Below are 20,727 nucleotides of genomic sequence, written 5' to 3'. Positions count from 1 at the left end.
ATCGTCCGATCGACCCGGGTGGCCACCATCCGAACCGGTGGCCAGGAGGAGTCGCGCTCGGTCGTCAGGCCGATGCGGCCTTCTTGCCTCGCGTCGCTCCGCCGCGTCCCCGCAGATTGACTCCGGACTCGCTGAGCATCCGGTGGACGAATCCGTAGGAGCGGCCGGTTTCCTCGGCCAGCGCCCGGATGCTCGCACCGCTGTCGTATTTCTTCTTCAGGTCTGCCGCGAGCTTGTCGCGCGCGGCGCCGGTTACCCGGCTGCCCTTCTTCAGAGTCTCGGCCACCCGTGCCTCCTCATGGGAAGTGCGCTCTGGACTTCTCATGATCACCCCTCGCGGGCTTCCTGGCCACCCATTCGGCAAGGTCCGCACGACAAGCTTTACCCGGCTCCAGGCTTGGAACACGACCGGAATCGCGTATTCCTTACGCGATCATCGCCACCTTTACCCAAAGCTCCGGGCGAAGTGCCAGGTCAGGGCCACCGCGCGGGAGACGGCGCGGATCATGGTGCGATCGGCCCGATCCGCCGCGCACCACGCCGTGGTACGAGACGCACTCACACAGATGAGGGATCACTGTTGAGCCGAAATGATCCATACGGAGTCGATCAAGCGCGTGGATCATGTGGCGACAGCTCATCACCGGGCCCCGGGCACCCCCACTCGCAGGGGGTACTCAGGCGAGCGCGACCAGGTCCGCGTAGTCCGCTCCCCAGAGGTCCTCGACCCCGTCGGGCAGCAGAATGATCCGCTCCGGTTCCAGCGCGTGGACCGCGCCCTCGTCGTGGGTGACGAGGATGACCGCTCCCTTGTACGTACGGAGCGCGCCGAGGATCTCCTCACGGCTGGCCGGGTCCAGGTTGTTCGTCGGCTCGTCGAGCAGCAGGACGTTCGCGGAGGAGACGACCAGGGTGGCCAGGGCCAGCCGGGTCTTCTCGCCACCGGAGAGCACCCCGGCCGGCTTGTCGACATCGTCCCCGGAGAAGAGGAAGGAGCCCAGCGTCTTGCGGACCTGGACCAAGTCGAGGTCGGGGGCCGAGGAGCGCATGTTCTCCAGGACGGAGCGCTCCGGGTCGAGGGTCTCGTGCTCCTGCGCGTAATAGCCGAGCTTGAGGCCGTGACCGGGGGTCACCTGGCCGGTGTCCGGCTTCTCGACCCCGGCCAGCAGCCGCAGGAGCGTGGTCTTGCCCGCGCCGTTGAGGCCGAGGATGACGACCCGGGAGCCCTTGTCGATGGCGAGATCGACATCGGTGAAGATCTCCAGGGAGCCGTACGACTTCGACAGTCCCTCGGCCGTCAGCGGGGTCTTGCCGCAGGGCGCGGGCTCGGGGAAGCGCAGCTTGGCGACCTTGTCGGACTGGCGCACTTCCTCAAGGCCGGACAGCAGCCGCTCGGCGCGGCGGGCCATGTTCTGCGCGGCGACGGTCTTGGTGGCCTTGGCGCGCATCTTGTCGGCCTGGGAGTTCAGGGCGGACGCCTTCTTCTCCGCGTTGGCGCGCTCGCGCTTGCGGCGCTTCTCGTCGGCCTCGCGCTGCTGCTGGTAGAGCTTCCAGCCCATGTTGTACACGTCGATGTGCGAGCGGTTGGCGTCCAGGTAGAAGACCTTGTTGACGACGGTCTCGACCAGTTCGACATCGTGGGAGATGACGATGAAGCCGCCGCGGTACGTCTTGAGGTAATCGCGCAGCCAGACGATCGAGTCCGCGTCGAGGTGGTTCGTGGGCTCGTCGAGCAGCAGGGTGTCGGCGTCCGAGAAGAGGATGCGCGCCAGCTCGACACGGCGGCGCTGACCGCCGGAGAGCGTATGGAGGGGCTGGCCGAGCACCCGGTCGGGCAGGCCGAGCGCGGCGGCGATGGTGGCGGCCTCGGCCTCGGCGGCGTACCCGCCCTTGGTGAGGAACTCCGTCTCCAGGCGCTCGTACTTCCGCATCGCCTTCTCGCGGGTGGCGCCCTGACCGTTCGCCATCCGGTCCTCGTTCTCGCGCATCTTCTTCAGTACGGAGTCGAGGTCGCGCGCGGACAGGATGCGGTCCCGGGCGAGGACGTCGAGGTCGCCGGTGCGCGGGTCCTGCGGCAGATAACCCACCTCGCCGGAGCGGGTGATGGTGCCCGCGGCGGGGACGCCCTCGCCGGCGAGGCACTTGGTGAGCGTGGTCTTGCCGGCTCCGTTGCGGCCGACCAGACCGATGCGGTCGCCCTTGGCGATACGGAATGAGGCGGACTCGATGAGGACACGGGCGCCGGCGCGCAGCTCTACGCCGGTTGCGGTGATCACGGAAAGACTCCAGGGCGGTATGGACGGCGGAAGAGGGCAGGCGGAGGAGATTCTTCGACGCCGGCTAATGCACAAGGAGAAATGCCATGCGGGCCAGTCTAACTGGGTCGCGCAACTGCTTTCTCTGGCCGGTCCCCCGGGACATCGTCCGAGAGATCCTTCGAGACACCGCTCGGGGGATCGTTCGGAGGATCGTGCGGGAGATCGTTACGGAGCGGGGTGCGGCCCGGCACGATCCGGCCGAGGTCGTCGACCGCCATCAATTCGGCGGTCCAGTTCGTGTGTCCGGGGCAGGGCTGGGCGACCAGCAGGATCCCGGCCGTACGGACGTACCGGCCCGGATCGAAGGCGCAGCCGCGGGCGGCGGGCAGCACCCAGCGCAGATCGCCGTCGCCGGCCCGGAAGGCGGCGATGCGCTGCGGGGTGACGACGGCGAGCATGCGCGCGCCGGGCGCGAGGGGCTGGAGGACTCCCGCCGCGCGGCCGGATCCCGCGGCCAGCCAGTCGGCGAGACCGGGCAGGGCGCGGTGCCAGCGGACGGCGGAGCCGGTGACGCGCTCGGTGTCGGTGACCAGGCCGTCGCTCCAGAGGGCGAAGGCGTGGCCGGGCCCCGCGGCCAAGGCGAGCGGGCGGCTGCCGGTGCGCTCATGGACCCAGCGGAGCGTGCCCGAGCGCGGGTCGCGCGCCTCGACGCGGGGGCCCGAGGTGCGCAGGACGGGCTCCTGGGCGGCGGGGGGTCCGGGCGCCGCAGTGGTGTGCACGGTGAGGCGGTCGTCGAAGGGGTGCCTGGACTGGTGGGCGGCGGTCACCAGCGGGACGGCGAGTGCGGCGGAGAGGGCCGCGCGGAGGAGGCGGGCGCGGCGCCGCGGGCTGTACCGGGGACGGCCCTGCCCGCCGGACCGGGGGCCTGGGCGCCGGGCACTGCCGGACGGGAGGCCGTCATGCGGGGAATCGGCGGGCGGGGAATCGGCGTCGTCCTGGGGACCGCCGCCCGTTCTCGCGCCGGGCAGCAGGTCCGGCGCCGTGGTCGTCGGCAGAGCCGTCACTGTTCTCCCTCGGTACCACTGGTAGATCACCAGGACGTGGCCTCGATCAGGCGCGAGCGTAGCCACGGGCCGCGCGGGCGGGGCGGGGGCGCCCCGCGACACGGCGGGGGCGGCGGGGCACATCCCCCGTTCGGCCTCGGATGCGGGCCGGGCGGGGCCGGAACGGCATCCGAGGCCGATTGTCAGTGGCCGGTGCGAGACTGAGATCCGCGTCACATTCGAGCCCGCGAAGGAGTGATCAAAATGACCGGAGCAGCGAGCGCCGGAGTACCGAGCATCTACCCGACCATCCTGTACAGGGACGCGAAGGCGGCCATCCGGACACTGACGGACGCCTTCGGGTTCACCGAGCTGAGGGTGTACGAGGGCGAGGACGGCGAGGTCCTCCATGCCGAGCTGGCGTCCGGCAACGGCGTGGTGATGCTGGGCTCGAAGGGCCGGGCGGGCATCTTCGCCAAGGCAATGGGCGACGCGGGCCCGGCGGGCGTCTACGTGGTCGTCGAGGACGTCGACGCGCACCACGCGCGGGCGGCGAAGCACGGCGTCGAGATCCTGATGGTGCCCACGGACCAGGACTACGGCTCGCGGGACTATATGGCCCGCGACGCCGAGGGAAACATATGGAGCTTCGGGACGTACGCGCCGGGCGCGGGCGGCTAGGTCGTGGCGGACCGCGGCCACGGCGGGCGGGACAGGGCCGGCGGGGCCGGTCCCTGCCTCCGTCGTGCGGCGCGTGGCCCGCCGGCCGGGTCAGGCTCCTCCGGTGTGCACCTGGAAGGCCGCCCGGCGGACCGCCTTGGCGAGGGCCGGATCCGGGTGCGCGGCGGCGAGGGCGACCAGGACCTGGACGGTACGGGGGTGGCCGACGGCCCTGACCTCGTCGAGCAGCGCGGGCACGTTGCCCTGCACGGCGGAGTCCAGGTGACGGACCAGCAGATCGCTCTCGCCGTGGTCGGCGACGGCCGCCGCGGTGTCCACCCAGAGCCAGGTGGACTCCTCGCGGGTGAGGACGTCGGCGGCGTCCTCCGGGTCGGCGCCCTCGTACTCCGCCAGCCAGAGCAGGGCGTAGGGGCGCAGTGAGGAGTCCGTCGCCGCGGCCCGTACCTCCCCCTCGGCTGGGGCGCCGACGACGCGCAGCGCCTCGAAGGCGAGCCCGCGCAGCAGCGCGTCCTCTCCCCGGGCGACGGCGAGCAGTTCGGTGACCGCGCTGCCGACGGTGCGGGCGGCGAGCCAGGCGCGGTATTCGGCGCGGGCGGGGCCGGGGGTGAGCCGGGCGCAGCCGCGCAGCATGTGCTGGGCGGACTGCTCGATATTGCCCGCGGGGCTCTGGGCGGCGACGCAGATCTGCTCCAGCTTGACCCAGACCGCCCAGTTGCCGAGCGGGGTCAGGGTCGCCTGACCCTTCCCCAGGGTCAGCGCGCCCACGGCGGCCAGCCCTTCCAGGGCCCAGTCGAGGAGTGGAGGCAGGAGTTCGTCGGCCGGCGGTTCGGGCGCCGGGGGCTCGACGGGGGCGGGCCGCGGGCCGTAGGGCACCTCGCAGCGCTCCTCGTGGAGTTCCGCGACCCGCTGCTGGAGAAGGTCGAGCAGGGCCGGTACGAGCACGGGGCCCGCGGAGAGCTGGAGAAGGGAGAGTACCTGGGGGACGGCCTCGACGACCTCCGCGACCGTGGAGGCGGCGACATCGTCGGGGGCCGGGTGCACGAGCGACCAGGCGTCGAAGAGGGCCACCCAGCCGCGCTGGACGGCGCTGTCGTCGCGGTCCCATGCCTGGAGCCGCCAGCCGGGCCGTACGGCGGTGCCGTGCAGCTCGACGAGTCCGGCCAGCCGCGCGCGGTCCCAGCCCGCGCGCACCTGGTCGGGCGTCAACTCCAGCGCCTCGGCGGCCCGTTCGGCCGTCGCCGCGTCGAGCGGACCCGCGCCGGGGTCCCGGTCGCCGGCCGCCCAGCGGGCGATCCGTACCGCGTCGGCGAGGACCGCTCTCGCCTGACGGGCCAGCTCCGCCGGGGGCGGAGTGCCCTCGGGCGGCCGGGGTGCCGGCCGGCTGCGCCCGTCGGTCACAGCCCGTCGGGCCGTGGTCAACGGCCGCGGGCGGACGAGTCGGAGTCTGGAGTTGCGCGCCAATTGCTCATCAGGCTTTCGGGACGTCACGGGGGCAGTCTTCCCGGTGACCGCCCGAAAGCCCAAACGGAACCTGTTCCAGCGGTACGGGAAGGGCGGAAGGGGCCCGTTCCACGGGGGTGCCGGAGGGCACGGAAGGGAAGGAAGATGCCTGCTGGAAAGGGAGAGGACAGCTGATGTAGCACTCCGCGACACGTGGACCCGGTGGGCCGCAAGGTGTGCGTGAAGGAGGCGAAGCGGAGCGTCGGGCGCCGTATCGGATTCCACCGCGGCGCCGCATGCCGGAAAGATCCGTTAGTCACCCGTAAGGCACCCCTGGGCACGGCACCCCTGGGGCGCGCCCGCCGCGTCCGGCGCCGCACAAGCCCCGTCAGGCGCTACATCAGGGGGGTGAGGAAGCGGCGGAGCACCTCTTCGTAGCCGGCCGGATCCGCGTTCCACATGGCGGCGTGGGGGGCGTGCGCGACGGCGTGCAGGCTGATCAGACCGGAGCGGTGGGCGGCGAGTTCGCGGGAGGGGTTCCAGGACGCGAGGGTGTCGTCGGGGCCGTGGAAGATCAGCGTCGGGATGTTCAGGTTGCCGGGGTCGGCGGCCTGGCGCAGCCGGTCGCCGTCGAGTCCGGCCCTGCCCTGGGCCGACCGGACCGCGAGCGGCAGCAGCGGCGCGGGGACGCGGTGGGCGGTGGCCAGCGCCCGCAGGGTGGCCTCCCAGTCCAGCACCGGCGAGTCGAGCACGAGCCCGGCGATCCGGGCGCGGAGCGCGGAGCCGGCCGCCGCGCCCAGGGCCATCGAGGCGCCGGTGGACCAGCCGTGCAGCACGACGCGCTCGGCGCCGTACCGGACCGCGTAGCGGATCGCCGCGTCGAGGTCGCGCCATTCGGACTCGCCGAGGTGGCCGAGGCCGTCCGGGGAGCGGGGCGCTCCGGGATCGCCGCGGTAGGCGAGGTCGAGTACCGGAAGTTCCTGTTCCGCGAGGAATTCCATGATGTTCATGGGGTGTTCGCGGGTGGTGCCGAGGCCGTGCGCGGTGATCACCCAGGTGTCGCGCACCCCGGGCACGAACCAGGCGGGGAGGGCGCCGAGTTCGCCCGGGATCATCACGTCCTTGTGGTCGAGGCCGAGAGCGGAGGTGGGATCGCCGCTGTGGACCTGCGGGGTGAGGCGTACGCGCGCGCCGGGGGCGAGCGTGCCGTGGCTGACGCGCTCCAGCCGGCGCACCACGGTGTCCGCGGCGTGCTCCACATCGTCCAGGACGGGCCCGACGACCGCGTGGACGCCGGGGCCCTCGATCCCGTACGTACCGGGGCGCAGGGAGGCGAGACAGCGGGTCAGGGTGATCTGTCCGGCGGCCGTGGCATGCACGGTGAGGCGGGGGTCGCCCGGCAGCGGACGGCCTGGCGGCGTCTTGAGCGCGGCGTCACTGGCGTACCGGCCGGCCGCGAACGCGGCCGCGCCGACGCCGATCAGTGTGGAGACGGCCGCTGCCGTCGCTTTGGCGGGGCGCACGTTCCCAGTGTGGTCACCCCGGCCGCGCCCGGCCAGCCGGCGGCGTCCGTCGGAGTGCCGGGGCCCTGCCGAACGCCCCGCCGAAAGCGCTGGTCAGCCCCGCTGCCCGTACCCCTTCAGCTTCTGTCCGACCTCATCCAGCTCAGCCTCGGTCAGCAGCGTCGGGGTACGACCGGGGAGCGAGCTCGCGGTGAGCCAGAGGCGGCACATCCACTCCAGCTGGGCCGTGCGGTCGTAAGCCTGGGCGAGGCTGTCGCCGTAGGCGACCGTGCCGTGGTTCTGGAGCAGACAGGCGTTCCGGTCGCGCAGGGCGTGCAGCATATGGGCGGCCAGTTCGTCCGAGCCGTACAGCGCGTAGGGCGCGACCCGGACGGGGCCGCCGTGGGCCGCCGCCATGTAGTGGATCAGGGGCAGTTCGGGGACGAGGGTGGAGACGGCGGTGGCGTGCACCGCGTGGGTGTGGACCACGGCCGTCGCGGAGGTGTTCCGGTAAACGGCGAGGTGCAGCGGCAGCTCACTCGTTGCGGTGAAATCGCCGAGGACCTGCTGTCCGTCGAGGTCGACGCCGACGGTGTCGTCGGAAGTGAGCTGGTCATACGGGACCCCGCTCGGCGTGACGAGGATCAGCTCGCCGATCCGTACCGACACATTGCCCGATGTACCAACGACGAGCCCTTCACCTGCTGTTCTCCGGGCGGTGGTGATGAGTTCACACCAGGCCTCGGCTATCGCGTCCCGACTCTGCTGATCAGTCATAAGAGAATCCTGTCAGGCGGGAGCGACAGCGCCCAGGGCACTCCCACGGAACAGGCGGTCGATTTCTCCACACATGGGGACACCGCAAAGACGAGCCCAGTTCACCTTCCGTTCACCCTGACTCCTTACGTTCACCGAGGCCACCGACGTCAAAAGATTGCCTGGGTCCTGGGTCAATGGAACACATCACGCTGCTGCTCGCGATCGTGATCGTGACGGCTCTCGTGTTCGATTTCACGAACGGTTTCCACGACACCGCGAACGCGATGGCGACGACCATCTCGACCGGCGCTCTCAAGCCCAAGGTCGCGGTGGGCATGTCCGCCGTCCTGAATCTCGTCGGCGCGTTCCTGTCCGTGGAGGTCGCCAAGACGATCTCCGGCGGACTCATCAACGAACAGGGCATCAGAACCGAAGTGATCTTCGCGGCGCTCGTCGGCGCCATCCTGTGGAATCTCTTCACCTGGCTGCTCGGCCTTCCGTCGAGCTCCTCCCACGCACTCTTCGGCGGCCTGATCGGCGCCACCCTGATGTCGGTCGGCACCTCCGGGGTCAACGGCGGCGTCGTCATCACGAAGGTGCTGATCCCGGCGCTCGCCGCGCCGGTCGTCGCCGGTCTCGCGGCGCTGCTCGCGACGAGGCTGACGTACCGCATCGGCCGCCGTACGGACGACAAGGCGACCGCCAAGGGCTACCGCGCCGGGCAGATCGCCTCCGCCGGACTCGTCTCCCTCGCCCACGGCACCAACGACGCGCAGAAGACCATGGGCGTCATCACCCTCGCGCTGGTCACCGGCGGCGTCCTCGCCCCCGGCTCCAACCCCCCGATGTGGGTCATCGTCTCGGCCGGAATGGCGATCGCGCTCGGTACGTATCTCGGCGGCTGGCGCATCATCCGCACCATGGGCACCGGCCTCACCGATCTCCGTCCGCAGCAGGGCTTCGCCGCCCAGACCAGCGCCGCGACCGTCATCCTGGCCTCCTCGCACCTGGGCTTCTCGCTCTCCACCACCCAGTCCTGCTCCGGCGCCGTGATGGGCGCGGGCCTCGGCCGCAAGGGCGGTGTGGTCCGCTGGTCGACCGCCAGCCGGATGTTCATCGCCTGGGGGCTGACCCTGCCCGCCGCGGGCCTGGTCGCCGCCGGGGCCGAGTTCCTGACCGGCCAGGGCACTTGGGGCATCGCGGTCGTCGCCGTCCTGCTGGTCGCGATCTCCGGGGCGATCTGGCTCGCCTCGCGCCGCCGTCCGGTCGACCACACCAATGTGAACGAGAACGAGGCCGCGGCCGACGGCATGACGGAAGGCGCCGGGACCGGCGAGCCGGCGGGCGTCGTCACCACCGCCATCGCGGCCGTCACCCCGCCGCCCACGGCCGGTGCCGCGCAGGAACTGTCGACCACCATCCCGGCCCCGGGCCCCACGGACCCCGCGGGCGAGCCCGCGCGAACCGCCACGGTGTAACGACCACCACGGCGCAAGGAAGAGAAACCGCATGAACATCGACTGGGCAGCACTCGGTTCCGTCTTCGGGGTCAGCCTCGTGGCCACCGTCGCTCTCGTGGGCCTGTTCACCCTCGGCATCGTGGGCCTCGCCAAGCAGGAGTCGGCGAGCGCGCAGGGCGCGACCGGCTCCGTGGCGCTGGCGCGCGTCGGCGCGTACACCTGCTTCGCGCTCTGCGTGGCGGCCGTCGCGTACGGGATCTATCTGATCGTCGCCTGACCGGGCGACGGGAAACGACCGGAACGACCGGAATACCTCGACCCGGGCCGGCCCCGGCGCGTCCGTCACGCGCCGGGGCCGGTTCTTCGGTGTCCGCGGGTTCTTCGGTGTCCGCGGGGCGGGCGTGCCGTGTGGGGCTCGGCACACTGTCCCGTCGCTGGTCAGGGATGAGTTGACGGGTGTTCGCGCTGCGTGGTGGACTTCCGGGGCCATTTACGACGGCAGAAGAGGAAGCCGGTGCGAATCCGGCGCGGTCCCGCCACTGTCACTGCGAGCCCCGTCTCCAGGAGCCAGGAACTCTCGCCGCCGCATCACGTCGAGCCGGGGCGCGGACCCTGAGTGAGGACATTTCGCCATGCCTGGCCGCCGTTCGGCCGTCGTGCGCGGCCGGGGTCCGGCCGCCGAGCGTGTTTTCGCCTACGGCGCCGCCGTGGGCCTCCTGGGCGACCTGCTGTTCGGCGATCCGCGCCGGGGCCATCCCGTCGCGGCGTTCGGCCGGGCGGCGACGGCCGTCGAGCGGACGCTCTGGCGTGACCACCGGGGCTGGGGCGCACTGCACACCGCCGTGTGCGCCGGAGGAGCCGTCGGGCTCGCGGCGCTGGCGGCCCGGGGTGTACGGGACCGTCGCACCGCCTCCGTGACGCTGACCGCCGCCGCCACCTGGGCCGTGGTCGGCGGCACGTCACTGGGGCGGGAGGCAGGGGCCATCGGCGCGGCGCTCGCCGCCGGGGACATCGAACGGGCCAGGGAGCGGCTGCCGCATCTGTGCGGCCGTGACCCGCAGGCGCTGGACGGACAGCAGATCGCGCGGGCCGTCGTGGAGTCGGTCGCCGAGAACACCTCCGACGCGGTCGTGGGCGCGCTGGTGTGGGGGGCGGTGGCGGGGGTGCCGGGGCTCGCCGGGTTCCGCGCCGTGAACACGCTGGACGCGATGGTGGGTCATCTCTCGCCCCGGTACCGCCGGTTCGGCTGGGCCTCGGCCCGGCTCGACGATGTCGCGGGATGGCCGGGCGCCCGGCTGACCGCCGTACTCGCCGGTGCGCTGGCCGGCGGGGTCGGCGGCGAGCCGCGCGCGGCCCTGCGGGCGGTACGGCGGGACGCCCGTAAGCATCCGAGCCCCAACGCGGGCCCGGTGGAGGCGTCGTTCGCCGGCGCGCTGGGCGTACGGCTGGGCGGGACGCTCGCGTACGGCGGACGGGTGGAGCACCGGCCCGTACTGAACGGCGAGGGGCGGTCGGTCGAGGTCGGGGACATCGAGCGGGCCGTGCGGCTGTCGCGCCGGGTGACCGGGGCCGCGCTCGCGGTCTGTGTGGCGGGCCGTTTCGGATACGGCTTCGCGCGCCGCGCGATACGCCGTGGGGCTTCGAGAAGGGGACGCGGATGAGCCGGGGCGGGCGCGGCGGGGGGCTGCTGATAGCGGGCACGACCTCCGACGCGGGCAAGAGCGTGGTCACGGCGGGGATCTGCCGCTGGCTGGTGCGCCGTGGGGTGAAGGTCGCGCCCTTCAAGGGACAGAACATGTCGCTGAACTCGTTCGTGACGCGCGAGGGCGCGGAGATCGGCCGGGCCCAGGCGATGCAGGCCCAGGCGGCCCGGGTCGAGCCGACGGCGCTGATGAACCCGGTCCTGCTGAAGCCGGGCGGTGACCGCAGCAGCCAAGTGGTGCTGATGGGGCGGCCCGTGGGCGAGATGAGTGCCAGGGGTTTCTTCGGGGGGTCTGGGGGTGCGTCCCCCGGGAAGACGCTGCACGGGGGGCGGCAGCAGTCCCTGCTCGGGCCGGTCCTGGAGTGTCTGGAGCAGCTGCGCGGCACATACGACGCCGTGATCTGCGAGGGGGCCGGCAGCCCCGCCGAGATCAACCTCCGCCGTACCGACATCGTGAACATGGGCATCGCGCGGGCCGCGCGGCTCCCGGTGGTGGTGGTCGGGGACATCGACCGCGGCGGCGTCTTCGCCTCGTTCTTCGGGACGACCGCGCTGCTGTCCCCCGAGGACCAGGAGCTGATCGCGGGCTATCTGGTCAACAAGTTCCGGGGCGATGTCTCGCTGCTGGAGCCGGGTCTTGAGATGCTCCGCGGGCTCACGGGACGGTCCACGCTCGGCGTACTGCCGTTCCGGCACGGTCTGGGCATCGACGAGGAGGACGGGCTGCGCGTGTCGGTGCGCGGTGCCGTCCGTGAGTCGCCGGCGGCTCCCCCGTACGGCGAGGACGTGCTGCGGGTCGCGGTCTGCGCCGTACCGCTGATGTCCAACTTCACCGATGTGGACGCGCTGGCGGCGGAGCCGGGGGTCGTCGTGCGGTTCGTGGACCGGCCCGAGGAGCTGGCCGACGCCGATCTCGTGGTGGTGCCCGGCACCCGCGGCACGGTCAAGGCGCTGGCGTGGCTGCGCGAGCGCGGGCTCGCCGACGCGCTCGCCCGGCGGGCCGCCGAGGGGCGCCCCGTGCTGGGGATCTGCGGCGGCTACCAGCTCCTGGGCGAGCACATCGACGACGAGGTGGAGTCCAGGGCGGGCGCGGTGCCCGGCCTCGGACTGCTGCCCGTACGCGTGCGGTTCGCCCGTGAGAAGACCCTGGCCAGACCGGTGGGCCTGGCCCTCGGTGAGGCGGTGGAGGGGTACGAGATCCATCACGGTGTCGCCGAGGTACGAGGGGGCGACGCGTTTGTCTCCGACGCCGACGGGCGGGCGCTGGACGGCTGCCGCGTGGGGGCCGTCACGGGCACGCACTGGCACGGGGCGCTGGAGAGCGACGCGTTCCGGCGGCGGTTCCTGACGGAGGTGGCGCGGACCGCGGGCCGGCGTTTCGTCCCCGCGCCCGGCACGAGCTTCGGCGCGTTGCGGGAGGAACAGCTCGACCTGCTCGGTGACCTCATCGAGGAGCACGCCGACACGGACGCGCTGATGCGCCTGATCGAGGAGGGGGCGCCCGTGGGGCTGCCCTTCATTCCGCCGGGAGCGCCATGACGACCATCTTCGAAGGAGCGATCAGCATATGAGCACCCCTTTTCCGTTCACCGCCGTGGTGGGAATGGACGATCTGCGGCTCGCCCTGTTGCTCAACGCGGTGAGCCCCGCCGTGGGCGGTGTTCTCGTCCGGGGTGAGAAGGGCACCGCCAAGTCCACGGCCGTACGCGCCCTTTCGGCGCTCCTGCCGGAGGTGCCGGTCGTCGCCGGGTGCCGGTTCAGCTGCGATCCCGCCGCGCCCGATCCGCGGTGCCCGGACGGGCCGCACGAGACGGCGCCCGGTACGTCCCGGCCCGCCCGGATGGTCGAGCTGCCCGTGGGCGCCTCGGAGGACCGGCTCGTCGGCGCGCTGGACATCGAACGGGCGCTGTCCGAGGGCGTGAAGGCCTTCGAGCCCGGCCTGCTCGCCGACGCGCACCGAGGGGTGCTCTACGTCGACGAGGTCAACCTCCTCCATGACCACCTGGTCGACCTGCTGCTGGACGCCGCCGCCATGGGTGCCTCGTACGTCGAGCGCGAGGGCGTCTCCGTACGGCACGCGGCGCGCTTCCTGCTCGTCGGGACGATGAATCCCGAGGAGGGCGAGCTGCGGCCGCAGTTGCTGGACCGCTTCGGGCTGACCGTGGAGGTCGCGGCCTCGCGCGAGCCGGAGCAGCGGGTGGAGGTCGTACGGCGGCGGCTGGCGTACGACGACGAGCCGGCCGGGTTCGCGGCGCGCTGGGCCGAGGAGGAGACCGCGCTGCGGGCCCGGATCGTCGCCGCGCGGGCGCTGCTGCCCGAGGTGCGGCTCGGGGACGCGGCGCTGCTCCGGATCGCCGCGACCTGCGCCGCGTTCGAGGTGGACGGGATGCGGGCGGACATCGTGATGGCGCGGACCGCGACCGCGCTGGCCGCGTGGGCGGGGCGTACGGACGTGCTCGCCGAGGACGTACGGCAGGCCGCGCTGCTCGCGCTGCCGCACCGGCGGCGCCGTAACCCCTTCGACGCGCCGGGGCTCGACGAGGACAAGCTCGACGACACGCTGGACGAGTTCAAGGGCGAGGACGGCGACGGCGGGGACGACGACCCGGGTCCGGACGGGCCCGGCGGTGGCGGTGGCATCCCGCCGCAGTCCGGTCCGGAGGGATCCGAAGGGTCCGAGGGCCCCGACACGCCGCCCGAGTCCGGGTCCGGTCAGGACGACACGCCCGTGGAAGCGGAGCCCGAGCCCCAGGGACAGCCGCGGCGCGGCGGCGCCGGTGAGCAGTCCGCCGTACGGGCCGCCGAGCCGTTCCGTACGAAGACGCTGAGCGTGCCGGGTCTGGGCGAGGGGGCGGCCGGGCGGCGCTCCCGGGCCCGTACCGAGCACGGCAGGACGACCGGGTCCCGGCAGCCCAGGGGCGCGCTCACCAAGCTGCATCTGGCGGCGACCGTACAGGCGGCGGCGCCGCACCAGCGGGCGCGGGGCCGCAGCGGTCCCGGTCTGGTGGTGCGCAAGGACGATCTGCGGCAGGCGACCCGGGAGGGGCGCGAGGGGAACCTCGTGCTGTTCGTGGTCGACGCGTCCGGTTCGATGGCGGCCAGGCGGCGGATGAGCGCGGTGAAGGGGGCGGTGCTCTCGCTGCTGCTGGACGCGTACCAGCGGCGCGACAAGGTCGGACTGATCACCTTCCGGGGCAAGGAGGCGGAGGTGGCGCTGCCGCCCACCTCGTCCGTGGACGCGGCGGCTGCCCGGCTGGAGTCGCTGCCGACGGGCGGGCGTACGCCGCTCGCCGCCGGGCTGCTCAAGGCGCATGACGTACTGCGGGTGGAGCGGATGCGGGACCCGGCGCGGCGTCCGCTGCTGCTCGTGGTGACGGACGGCCGGGCGACCGGCGCACGGACGGCGGGCGGCGCGGACCCGGTGGCACTGGCGGCGCGCGCGGCGCGGCTGCACGCCTCGGAGGGGACGGCCTCGGTGGTCGTGGACTGCGAGTCGGGTCCGGTACGGCTCGGTCTGGCCGCGTCGCTCGCGGCGGATCTGGAGGGCACGGCCATCACGCTCGACGAACTGCGCGCGGACAGCATCGCCGGCCTGGTCAGGGACGTACAGCGGGATGTACAGCAGGACCGGGCACACAACGGACGACCCAGGAGGGCCGCTTAATGCCACAGGGACAGCCGGAATCCGTACCGGACGACGGGCTCACCACCCGCCAGCGCCGCAACCGTCCGCTCGTCCTCGTCCACACGGGCACCGGCAAGGGCAAGTCGACGGCGGCGTTCGGGCTCGCGCTGCGCGCCTGGACGCAGGGGTGGCCGGTCGGGGTGTTCCAGTTCGTGAAATCAGCGAAGTGGAAGGTCGGCGAGGAGCGGGCGCTGAAGGTGCTGGGGGCGAGCGGCGAGGGCGGTCCGGTCGCCTGGCACAAGATGGGCGAGGGCTGGTCCTGGGTGCAGCGCGACGCGCAGTACTCCAACGAGGAGGCGGCGCGCGAGGGCTGGGAGCAGGTCAAGCGCGATCTGGCGGCCGAGACGCACAAGCTGTACGTGCTGGACGAGTTCGCCTATCCGCTGCACTGGGGGTGGGTGGACACCGACGAGGTGATCGAGGTGCTGCGGGAGCGTCCCGGCACCCAGCATGTGGTGATCACCGGGCGCAACGCCCCGGAGAAGCTGCTGGACTTCGCGGATCTCGTGACGGAGATGACAAAAGTCAAGCATCCGATGGACGCGGGCCAGAAGGGCCAGAGGGGTATCGAGTGGTGAACGTCCCGCGGCTGGTCATCGCCGCCCCCGCCTCCGGGAGCGGCAAGACCACGGTCGCGACGGGGCTGATGGCGGCCTTCTCGGAACGCGGTCTGGCCGTGTCCCCGCACAAGGTCGGGCCCGACTACATCGATCCGGGGTATCACGCGCTGGCCGTGTCGCCGGGGGCGTCCGGCGCCTCCGGAGCGGCCGGCGCGGCGGGATCGGCCGACCGCGTCCGGCCCGGCCGCAATCTCGACGCGTACATGTGCGGTCCCGGTCTGATCGGGCCACTGTTCGCGCATGGCGCCGCGGGCTGTGACCTGGCGGTCGTCGAGGGCGTGATGGGGCTCTACGACGGCGCCTCGGGCCAGGGCGAACTGGCCTCCACCGCACAGGTGTCGAAGCTGCTGCGCGCGCCGGTGGTCCTGGTGGTGGACGCCTCGTCGCAGTCGCGTTCGGTGGCGGCGCTGGTGCATGGCTTCGCCTCCTGGGATCCGGAGGTACGGATCGGCGGGGTGATCCTCAACAAGGTCGCCACCGACCGGCATGAACGGCTGCTGCGCGACGCGCTGGACGAGTCGGGCGTACCGGTCATGGGGGTGCTGCGGCGCGCCGACGGGGTCACCGCTCCCTCGCGCCATCTGGGTCTGGTGCCGGTCGCGGAGCGGCGCGCGGAGGCGGTCGGCTCGATGCGGGAGCTGGCCGCGCGGGTGCGGGCGGGGTGCGATCTGGAGGCGCTGCTGGCGCTCGCGCGCAGTGCGCCGGCGCTCGATGTGACGCCGTGGGAGCCGGCGGTCGAGCCGGTAGCCCCCGTGGCGGGCGCCGGCCGGCCGGTGGTCGCGGTGGCCGGCGGGTCCGCCTTCACCTTCTCGTACGCGGAGCACACCGAGCTGCTGACGGCCGCGGGCGCGGATGTCGTCCCGTTCGATCCGCTGCGTGACGAGGAACTCCCGGAAGGCACCCGGGGTCTGGTGATCGGCGGCGGCTTCCCCGAGGTGTACGCGCCGGAGCTGTCCGCCAATGAGCCGCTGCGCAAGGCCGTGGCGGAGCTGGCGCACTCCGGCGCTCCGGTGGCCGCGGAGTGCGCCGGGCTGCTGTATCTGGCGCGCTCCCTGGACGGGGCGCCGATGTGCGGGGTGCTGGCGGCCGACGCGCGGATGTCGGGGCGGCTGACGCTGGGCTACCGGGAGGCGGTGGCGGTCGGCGACAGCGCGCTGGCGCGGGCCGGTACGCGCGTACGGGGGCATGAGTTCCACCGGACGGTGCTGGAGCCGGGCGCCGGGGCGGCTCCGGCGTGGGGGGTGGTGCACCCGGAGCGCCGGGTGGAGGGGTTCGTCCAGCAGGGCGTGCACGCGAGCTATCTGCATACGCACTGGGCGGCGGCGCCGGAGCTGGCGCGGCGGTTCGTGGAGAGATGTCTCGTGGAGCGATGTACGACGTGACGGACGGGCCCCGGGGGAACGCGCGCCGCGGCTCAGTCGGCGACGCCGACCACCACCCAGATGAAGCCCACGCCGAGGACCGTGCACAGCAGCGTGGAGCGCGCCGGGTGGTCGTGGTGCGCCTCGGGCAGGATCTCGGCGGCGGCGAGATAGAGCAGGACGCCGCCGAAGAAGCCGAGGTAGCTGCCGAGCGCTTCGGCCGGGAGGGTGAACAGCAGGGTGGACGCGGCGCCGAGCACCGGCGCGATCGCGTCCGCGACCAGCATCGTGACCGCCCTGCGCCGGTCGTTCCCGTACAGGCTGGTGATCGTGTACGTGTTGAAGCCGTCGGCGAAGTCATGGGCGATGACGGCGAGGGCGACGGCGGTGCCCATGCCGCCGCCGACCTGGAAGGCCGCGCCGAGCGCGATGCCGTCCATCAGGCTGTGGCCGACCATGGCCGCCGCGGCCGTCAGCCCCACCTGGGGCACCCGCTCGCCGGCCGGGTGGCCCGGGCCGTGCGGGTCGCCGCCGTGGGACGCGCGGCGGACGGCGAGCAAACGTTCCACCAGATGGGCTACGAGAAAGCCGCCGACGAACAGCAGCAGTGCCTGGGGCACTCCCAGGATCTCGCTGCCCGCGGCGTGCATCGCCTCGGGCAGCAGATCCAGTCCGACCACGCCGAGCATCAGCCCCCCGGCCAGGCCCAGCACGAGATGGCGGCGGTCGGTGACGCGCTGCGCCGTCCAGCCGCCGAACAGCGTCATGAGGAACGCGCCGAGCGCGACGAACACCGCCATGGGCCCCTGCATAGCCGATCGGAGCGGTACTTCGCACATCCGGGGCACGAGCCGGAACACCCAAGGCGCGACCTGGAGCCGAGGCTTGTCGTGGGGGTCGGAGCGCGCTCCGGGGTGGCCCTGGCGGAGGTGCTCGGGCTGATCGGGACCACGCTGCGGGACGCCGGGCTCTCGCCGCGCTCCGTCGTCGAGCTGGCGACGGTCGAGAGCAGGACCGGTGAGGCCGGGATCGCCGGGGCGGCGGCGCGGCTCGGCGTCCCCCTGAGGGGGTATCCGGCCGCGCTGCTGGCGGCGGTCCCCGTACCGAATCCGTCCGGTGCGCCGCTGGCGGCGCTGGGGACACCGTCCGTCGCCGAGGCCGCCGCGCTCGCGGGCGGGGGCGAACTCCTCGTACCGAAACGGAAGTCCGGCTCCGGCGCCGGCCCCGGGTCGGTCACCTGTGCCGTGGCGGATAGGAGCCAGTCGGAGTGGAACCGGCCCGGGCGGAAATGATGTCGGTGTTGGCGGTAGACAGAGAGCAGAGAGAGCAGACAGAGCAGACAGAGAGCAGCGGCCTCGCGGCAGAGCGCGGACCGTGTGGTGACGCCCCGGGACACCGGTGGCGGGAGAAAGGGAGAGGAGCCCGGTGATCCGCGTCGTCCAGTCCATCGAGAACAGCCGGGGAGTGACGTCCCGGCAGCGGGGATCGCGGTCGCTTCCCTGGCTGTCGCTTTCGCGGCCGTCGTCGGCCCCGTCGCACACGCCGGACGCCATATCCGGCGACGACCCCCGTGACGGCCATGTCTACGCGCGCTGACAGCCACGACCTGCGCCATCACGGCGACGCCGAAGTACGGGACGGGGCCGCGGGGCTGATCGATCTCGCGGTCAACGTCCGTACGGGCACTCCCCCGGACTGGCTGCGCGCGTGCATCGCCGACTCGCTGGCCGGGCTCGCCGCGTATCCCGACGGGCGGGCGGCCCGCGCGGCGGTCGCGGCGCGGCACGGACTGCCGGTGGAGCGGGTGCTGCTGACGGCGGGGGCGGCGGAGGCGTTCGTGCTGCTGGCCCGCGCGCTGCCGGCCCGTCGGCCCGTGGTGGTCCATCCGCAGTTCACCGAACCGGAGGCGGCGCTGCGGGACGCGGGGCATGAGGTACGGCGGGTGCTGCTGCGCGCGGCGGACGGCTTCCGGCTGGATCCGGAGGCCGTGCCCGACGAAGCGGATCTGGTGGTGCTCGGGAATCCGACCAATCCGACGTCCGTGCTCCACCCGGCCGAGGCGATAGCGAAGCTGGCCCGTCCCGGCCGGACGCTGGTGGTGGACGAGGCGTTCATGGACGCGGTGCCGGGCGAGCCGGAGGCGCTGGCCGGGCGTATGGACGTGCCGGGGCTGGTCGTGCTGCGCAGCCTCACCAAGACCTGGGGCCTGGCGGGCCTGCGGATCGGCTATGTGCTGGCCGAGCCGTGCACGGTCGCGGCGCTGGAGCGCGCGCAGCCGCTGTGGCCCGTCTCGACGCCCGCGCTGGCGGCGGCGGAGGCGTGCATGTCCCCCGCCGCGCTCGCGGAGGCGGAGCGGGCGGCGTGCCGGATCGCGGTGGAACGCGCGCATCTGCTGGCCGGGCTCGCGGAGTTCGAGGAGGTCCGGGCGGTGGAGGCGGCGGAGGGGCCGTTCGTGCTGATACGGGTGAAGCGCGCGGACGCGGTGCGGGCCAGGCTGCGCACGCTGGGCTTCGCCGCCCGGCGCGGGGACACGTTCCCGGGGCTCGACCACGACTGGCTGCGGCTCGCGGTCCGCGACCGGGCCACGACGAACCGTTTCCTTCAGGCCCTGGACCAGGCGCTGATGGCGGTCGGCTGACGCGGCTCGGCGGTGGTCGCGGGCCGGCTGGTGCGCGATCTCATGCGGCTGTGTCTGCTCCTGGAGCGGCGGTACGCGCCGTACGGCAAGTGGCTGGGCAGTGCGTTCGGACGGCTGGACGTGGCCGGCGGCCTGCTGCCGTCGCTGCGGAGCGCGCTGGCGGCGGCGGAGTACCCGGAGCGGGAACGCGGGCTGTGCGAGGCGTACGAGACGGTGGCCGCGCTGCAGAACGACTCCGGGCTCGCCGAACCGGTGGATCCGGCGTGCCGGAGCTATCACAGCCGGCCGTTCCAGGTGCTGCACGCCGAACGGTTCGCGCGGGCGCTGGCGGCGACGGTCACGGATCCGGAGCTACGGGGACGGCCGCTGACGGGCAGCGTGGACCAGTGGGCGGACAGCACCGACCTCCTGAACCTCACGGAGTCGGTGCGGTCCGCCACCCGGGCCATCGGGTAGCCGCCCGGGCGCCGATGCCCCGGCCGAAGACCCGGGGGCCGGAAGCGCCTCCCGCTCCCAGCCCCCGGACCGCCCCCGGGCCCCCGGACCTGGACGAGTAAGTCCGGCGGTCAGCGCCGGCGGGCCGCCCTCGCCAGCAGCAGCGCTCCGCCGCCCGCCCCGAGCAGCGCCACCGCACCGCCCGCCAGATACGGCGTCATGGAGTTGCCGCCCGTCTCCGCGAGGTTCTCCTCGACCGGCTCCGCCACGGTCTGCGGCTTCGTATCGGCCTTCGCGGGCGCGGACTTCTCCGGTTCCGGCGTCGCCGTGGCCGCGGGCGCATTCGGCGACTCGCAGGTGGCCCCGGCGAGCGTGACGGTGCCCTCGACCTCGGCGACATTCAGCTTGAGCGGGTTGATCGACACCCGCAGTTCGAGCGCGCTGGCCGCGGCCGTGCGGGACGTGGTGTGCGTCTTCGACAGATCGAGCGTCACCTCGCCCACACCCGGCACCTCGACGCGGGTGGGACCGCCCGCGGAGAGCGTGACGCGCTTGCCGAGCACGGTCACCTGGCCGAGCAGTTCCGACTCGGCGACCGGCCGCTTCCCCGCCGCGCAGACCGCCTTGGAGGTGACCTCCTGGATCTCGATGAGCGAGAGCAGCGGCAGTCCGGGCACATGCACCTTCGCGTGGGCGAGGTTGCTGTATCCCTCCGCCCTGTGCGCGTCGGCCGTCGCCCTCGCGGTGGCCACGTCGGCGCGCAGCACGGTGACGGCCCTGCCCTGGTCGACCCCGTCGAGCTGGACGCTCAGCGTCGTCTTGTCCGCGCTCGCGGGCGCCGACACCTCATTCAGGGCGGCCCGCAGGGGCACGTTGAGGGTCTTGTTGAGCAGGGACACGTCGAGGCCGGTCCTGAGCACGACCGCGGTCGCCCGCCCGTCGCCCGCGCCCTCGGTGGCCCGCGCCGGAGCGGCGAGGAGCAGAGGGCCCGCCGTCAGTGCGCCGGCGGCCATCAGGGCGGCGGCACGGCGTGCGGGCATGCGGAAGGTGTTGCTGTTCAAGATGTGGAACCCCCACAAGAGATTTGGCGTCGCCGGCCCGCCCAACGGGGACACGGGGCGGTGGCGACCGAGACACCGGAAT

General features: G+C 73.2%; 17 protein-coding genes, 2 pseudogenes and 1 riboswitch. Of the genes and pseudogenes, 11 read left to right on the top strand and 8 right to left on the bottom strand.

Annotation, left to right across the window (positions count from 1 at the left end):
* Positions 1-64: 64 nt before the first annotated feature.
* From IF11_RS0123885 to IF11_RS41635, 3 genes are all read right to left on the bottom strand, one after another.
* Positions 65-286 carry a helix-turn-helix domain-containing protein gene (locus tag IF11_RS0123885; protein WP_030353758.1) on the bottom strand — a complete coding sequence of 74 codons (222 nt, stop codon included), beginning with the start codon at positions 284-286 and terminating at the stop codon, positions 65-67.
* Positions 287-677: 391 nt separating this feature from the next.
* A complete protein-coding gene (locus tag IF11_RS0123880) occupies positions 678-2,276 on the bottom strand; it encodes an ABC-F family ATP-binding cassette domain-containing protein (protein ID WP_030353757.1) in 1,599 nt (532 codons plus the stop codon).
* 98 nt (positions 2,277-2,374) lie between these two features.
* Positions 2,375-3,322 carry a hypothetical protein gene (locus IF11_RS41635; RefSeq protein ID WP_078490879.1) on the bottom strand — a complete coding sequence of 316 codons (948 nt, stop codon included), beginning with the start codon at positions 3,320-3,322 and terminating at the stop codon, positions 2,375-2,377.
* 243 nt (positions 3,323-3,565) lie between these two features.
* On the opposite strand from IF11_RS41635, the gene IF11_RS0123870 reads away from it, so the two are divergent.
* Positions 3,566-3,982 carry a VOC family protein gene (locus IF11_RS0123870; RefSeq protein WP_030353755.1) on the top strand — a complete coding sequence of 139 codons (417 nt, stop codon included), beginning with the start codon at positions 3,566-3,568 and terminating at the stop codon, positions 3,980-3,982.
* Between the two features lie 90 nt (positions 3,983-4,072).
* On the opposite strand, the gene IF11_RS0123865 is transcribed toward IF11_RS0123870, so the two are convergent.
* The 3 genes from IF11_RS0123865 to IF11_RS0123855 all read right to left on the bottom strand — a co-directional run bounded on the left by IF11_RS0123865 (position 4,073) and on the right by IF11_RS0123855 (position 7,701).
* Positions 4,073-5,380, bottom strand: coding sequence for a hypothetical protein (locus IF11_RS0123865; RefSeq protein WP_030353754.1), 1,308 nt, complete (start codon positions 5,378-5,380; stop codon positions 4,073-4,075).
* A 437-nt stretch (positions 5,381-5,817) separates the two neighbouring features.
* Positions 5,818-6,945: an alpha/beta hydrolase gene (locus tag IF11_RS0123860; protein ID WP_030353753.1), complete on the bottom strand. Its 1,128-nt coding sequence runs from the start codon at positions 6,943-6,945 to the stop codon at positions 5,818-5,820.
* Between the two features lie 93 nt (positions 6,946-7,038).
* Positions 7,039-7,701 carry a class II aldolase/adducin family protein gene (locus tag IF11_RS0123855; protein ID WP_030353752.1) on the bottom strand — a complete coding sequence of 221 codons (663 nt, stop codon included), beginning with the start codon at positions 7,699-7,701 and terminating at the stop codon, positions 7,039-7,041.
* Between the two features lie 176 nt (positions 7,702-7,877).
* On the opposite strand from IF11_RS0123855, the gene IF11_RS0123850 reads away from it, so the two are divergent.
* The 7 genes from IF11_RS0123850 (at position 7,878) to IF11_RS0123820 (ending at position 16,532) form a co-directional block, all read left to right on the top strand.
* Complete coding sequence (locus IF11_RS0123850) at positions 7,878-9,161, top strand: inorganic phosphate transporter (protein ID WP_030353751.1); 1,284 nt, start codon at positions 7,878-7,880, stop codon at positions 9,159-9,161.
* Positions 9,162-9,192: 31 nt separating this feature from the next.
* Positions 9,193-9,420 carry a hypothetical protein gene (locus tag IF11_RS0123845; RefSeq protein ID WP_030353750.1) on the top strand — a complete coding sequence of 76 codons (228 nt, stop codon included), beginning with the start codon at positions 9,193-9,195 and terminating at the stop codon, positions 9,418-9,420.
* A gap of 179 nt (positions 9,421-9,599) precedes the next feature.
* A riboswitch (cobalamin riboswitch) is annotated at positions 9,600-9,742 on the top strand.
* Positions 9,743-9,775: 33 nt separating this feature from the next.
* Positions 9,776-10,804: a cobalamin biosynthesis protein gene (locus tag IF11_RS0123840; protein ID WP_051746155.1), complete on the top strand. Its 1,029-nt coding sequence runs from the start codon at positions 9,776-9,778 to the stop codon at positions 10,802-10,804.
* The gene (locus IF11_RS0123835) at positions 10,801-12,384 is read left to right on the top strand and encodes a cobyric acid synthase (protein WP_030353748.1); all 1,584 of its coding nucleotides are present in this window, start codon (positions 10,801-10,803) and stop codon (positions 12,382-12,384) included. The genes IF11_RS0123840 and IF11_RS0123835 overlap by 4 nt, the downstream gene beginning before the upstream one ends.
* A gap of 28 nt (positions 12,385-12,412) precedes the next feature.
* Entirely contained in the window at positions 12,413-14,509 is a 2,097-nt protein-coding gene (locus IF11_RS0123830) for a putative cobaltochelatase (RefSeq protein WP_051746154.1), read from the top strand.
* Entirely contained in the window at positions 14,509-15,108 is a 600-nt protein-coding gene (cobO, locus tag IF11_RS0123825) for a cob(I)yrinic acid a,c-diamide adenosyltransferase (RefSeq protein WP_030353746.1), read from the top strand. The genes IF11_RS0123830 and cobO overlap by 1 nt, the downstream gene beginning before the upstream one ends.
* The gene (locus IF11_RS0123820; RefSeq protein ID WP_030353745.1) at positions 15,102-16,532 is read left to right on the top strand and encodes a cobyrinic acid a,c-diamide synthase CobB; all 1,431 of its coding nucleotides are present in this window, start codon (positions 15,102-15,104) and stop codon (positions 16,530-16,532) included. Before cobO ends, IF11_RS0123820 begins: the two co-directional genes overlap by 7 nt.
* 32 nt (positions 16,533-16,564) lie before the next feature.
* Here IF11_RS0123820 and IF11_RS0123815 read toward each other — a convergent pair whose 3' ends face one another.
* Positions 16,565-17,311 (bottom strand): ZIP family metal transporter, encoded by a 747-nt coding sequence (locus IF11_RS0123815; protein WP_030353744.1) that lies wholly within the window; start codon positions 17,309-17,311, stop codon positions 16,565-16,567.
* 78 nt (positions 17,312-17,389) lie between these two features.
* Between IF11_RS0123815 and IF11_RS42240 the strand changes: the two are divergent.
* The 3 genes and pseudogenes from IF11_RS42240 to IF11_RS0123795 form a co-directional block, all read left to right on the top strand.
* Positions 17,390-17,797, top strand: a pseudogene (locus IF11_RS42240) (cobalamin biosynthesis protein); the annotation flags it as partial.
* A 293-nt stretch (positions 17,798-18,090) separates the two neighbouring features.
* The gene (gene cobC / locus IF11_RS0123800) at positions 18,091-19,149 is read left to right on the top strand and encodes an Rv2231c family histidinol phosphate aminotransferase CobC (RefSeq protein WP_030353743.1); all 1,059 of its coding nucleotides are present in this window, start codon (positions 18,091-18,093) and stop codon (positions 19,147-19,149) included.
* A gap of 3 nt (positions 19,150-19,152) precedes the next feature.
* Positions 19,153-19,605 (top strand): annotated as a pseudogene (locus IF11_RS0123795) (DUF4037 domain-containing protein); the annotation flags it as partial.
* A gap of 110 nt (positions 19,606-19,715) precedes the next feature.
* Here IF11_RS0123795 and IF11_RS0123790 read toward each other — a convergent pair.
* Positions 19,716-20,645: an SCO1860 family LAETG-anchored protein gene (locus IF11_RS0123790; protein WP_030353741.1), complete on the bottom strand. Its 930-nt coding sequence runs from the start codon at positions 20,643-20,645 to the stop codon at positions 19,716-19,718.
* Positions 20,646-20,727 lie beyond the last annotated feature (82 nt).

The sequence above is a fragment of the Streptomyces scopuliridis RB72 genome (assembly GCF_000718095.1).
GTDB lineage: Bacteria > Actinomycetota > Actinomycetes > Streptomycetales > Streptomycetaceae > Streptomyces > Streptomyces scopuliridis.
Note: the sequence above shows the minus strand (reverse complement) of the source record. Positions and strands in the feature narration are given on the sequence as shown.

Coding starts and splice junctions, on each gene's coding strand:
- IF11_RS0123850 (WP_030353751.1), top strand. CDS start 7,878: ATGGAACACATCACGCTGCTGCTCGCGATCGTGATCGTGACGGCTCTC.
- IF11_RS0123830 (WP_051746154.1), top strand. CDS start 12,413: ATGAGCACCCCTTTTCCGTTCACCGCCGTGGTGGGAATGGACGATCTG.
- IF11_RS0123815 (WP_030353744.1), bottom strand. CDS start 17,311: ATGGCGGTGTTCGTCGCGCTCGGCGCGTTCCTCATGACGCTGTTCGGC.
- IF11_RS0123870 (WP_030353755.1), top strand. CDS start 3,566: ATGACCGGAGCAGCGAGCGCCGGAGTACCGAGCATCTACCCGACCATC.
- IF11_RS0123855 (WP_030353752.1), bottom strand. CDS start 7,701: ATGACTGATCAGCAGAGTCGGGACGCGATAGCCGAGGCCTGGTGTGAA.
- IF11_RS0123840 (WP_051746155.1), top strand. CDS start 9,776: ATGCCTGGCCGCCGTTCGGCCGTCGTGCGCGGCCGGGGTCCGGCCGCC.
- cobC (WP_030353743.1), top strand. CDS start 18,091: ATGTCTACGCGCGCTGACAGCCACGACCTGCGCCATCACGGCGACGCC.
- cobO (WP_030353746.1), top strand. CDS start 14,509: ATGCCACAGGGACAGCCGGAATCCGTACCGGACGACGGGCTCACCACC.
- IF11_RS0123835 (WP_030353748.1), top strand. CDS start 10,801: ATGAGCCGGGGCGGGCGCGGCGGGGGGCTGCTGATAGCGGGCACGACC.
- IF11_RS0123845 (WP_030353750.1), top strand. CDS start 9,193: ATGAACATCGACTGGGCAGCACTCGGTTCCGTCTTCGGGGTCAGCCTC.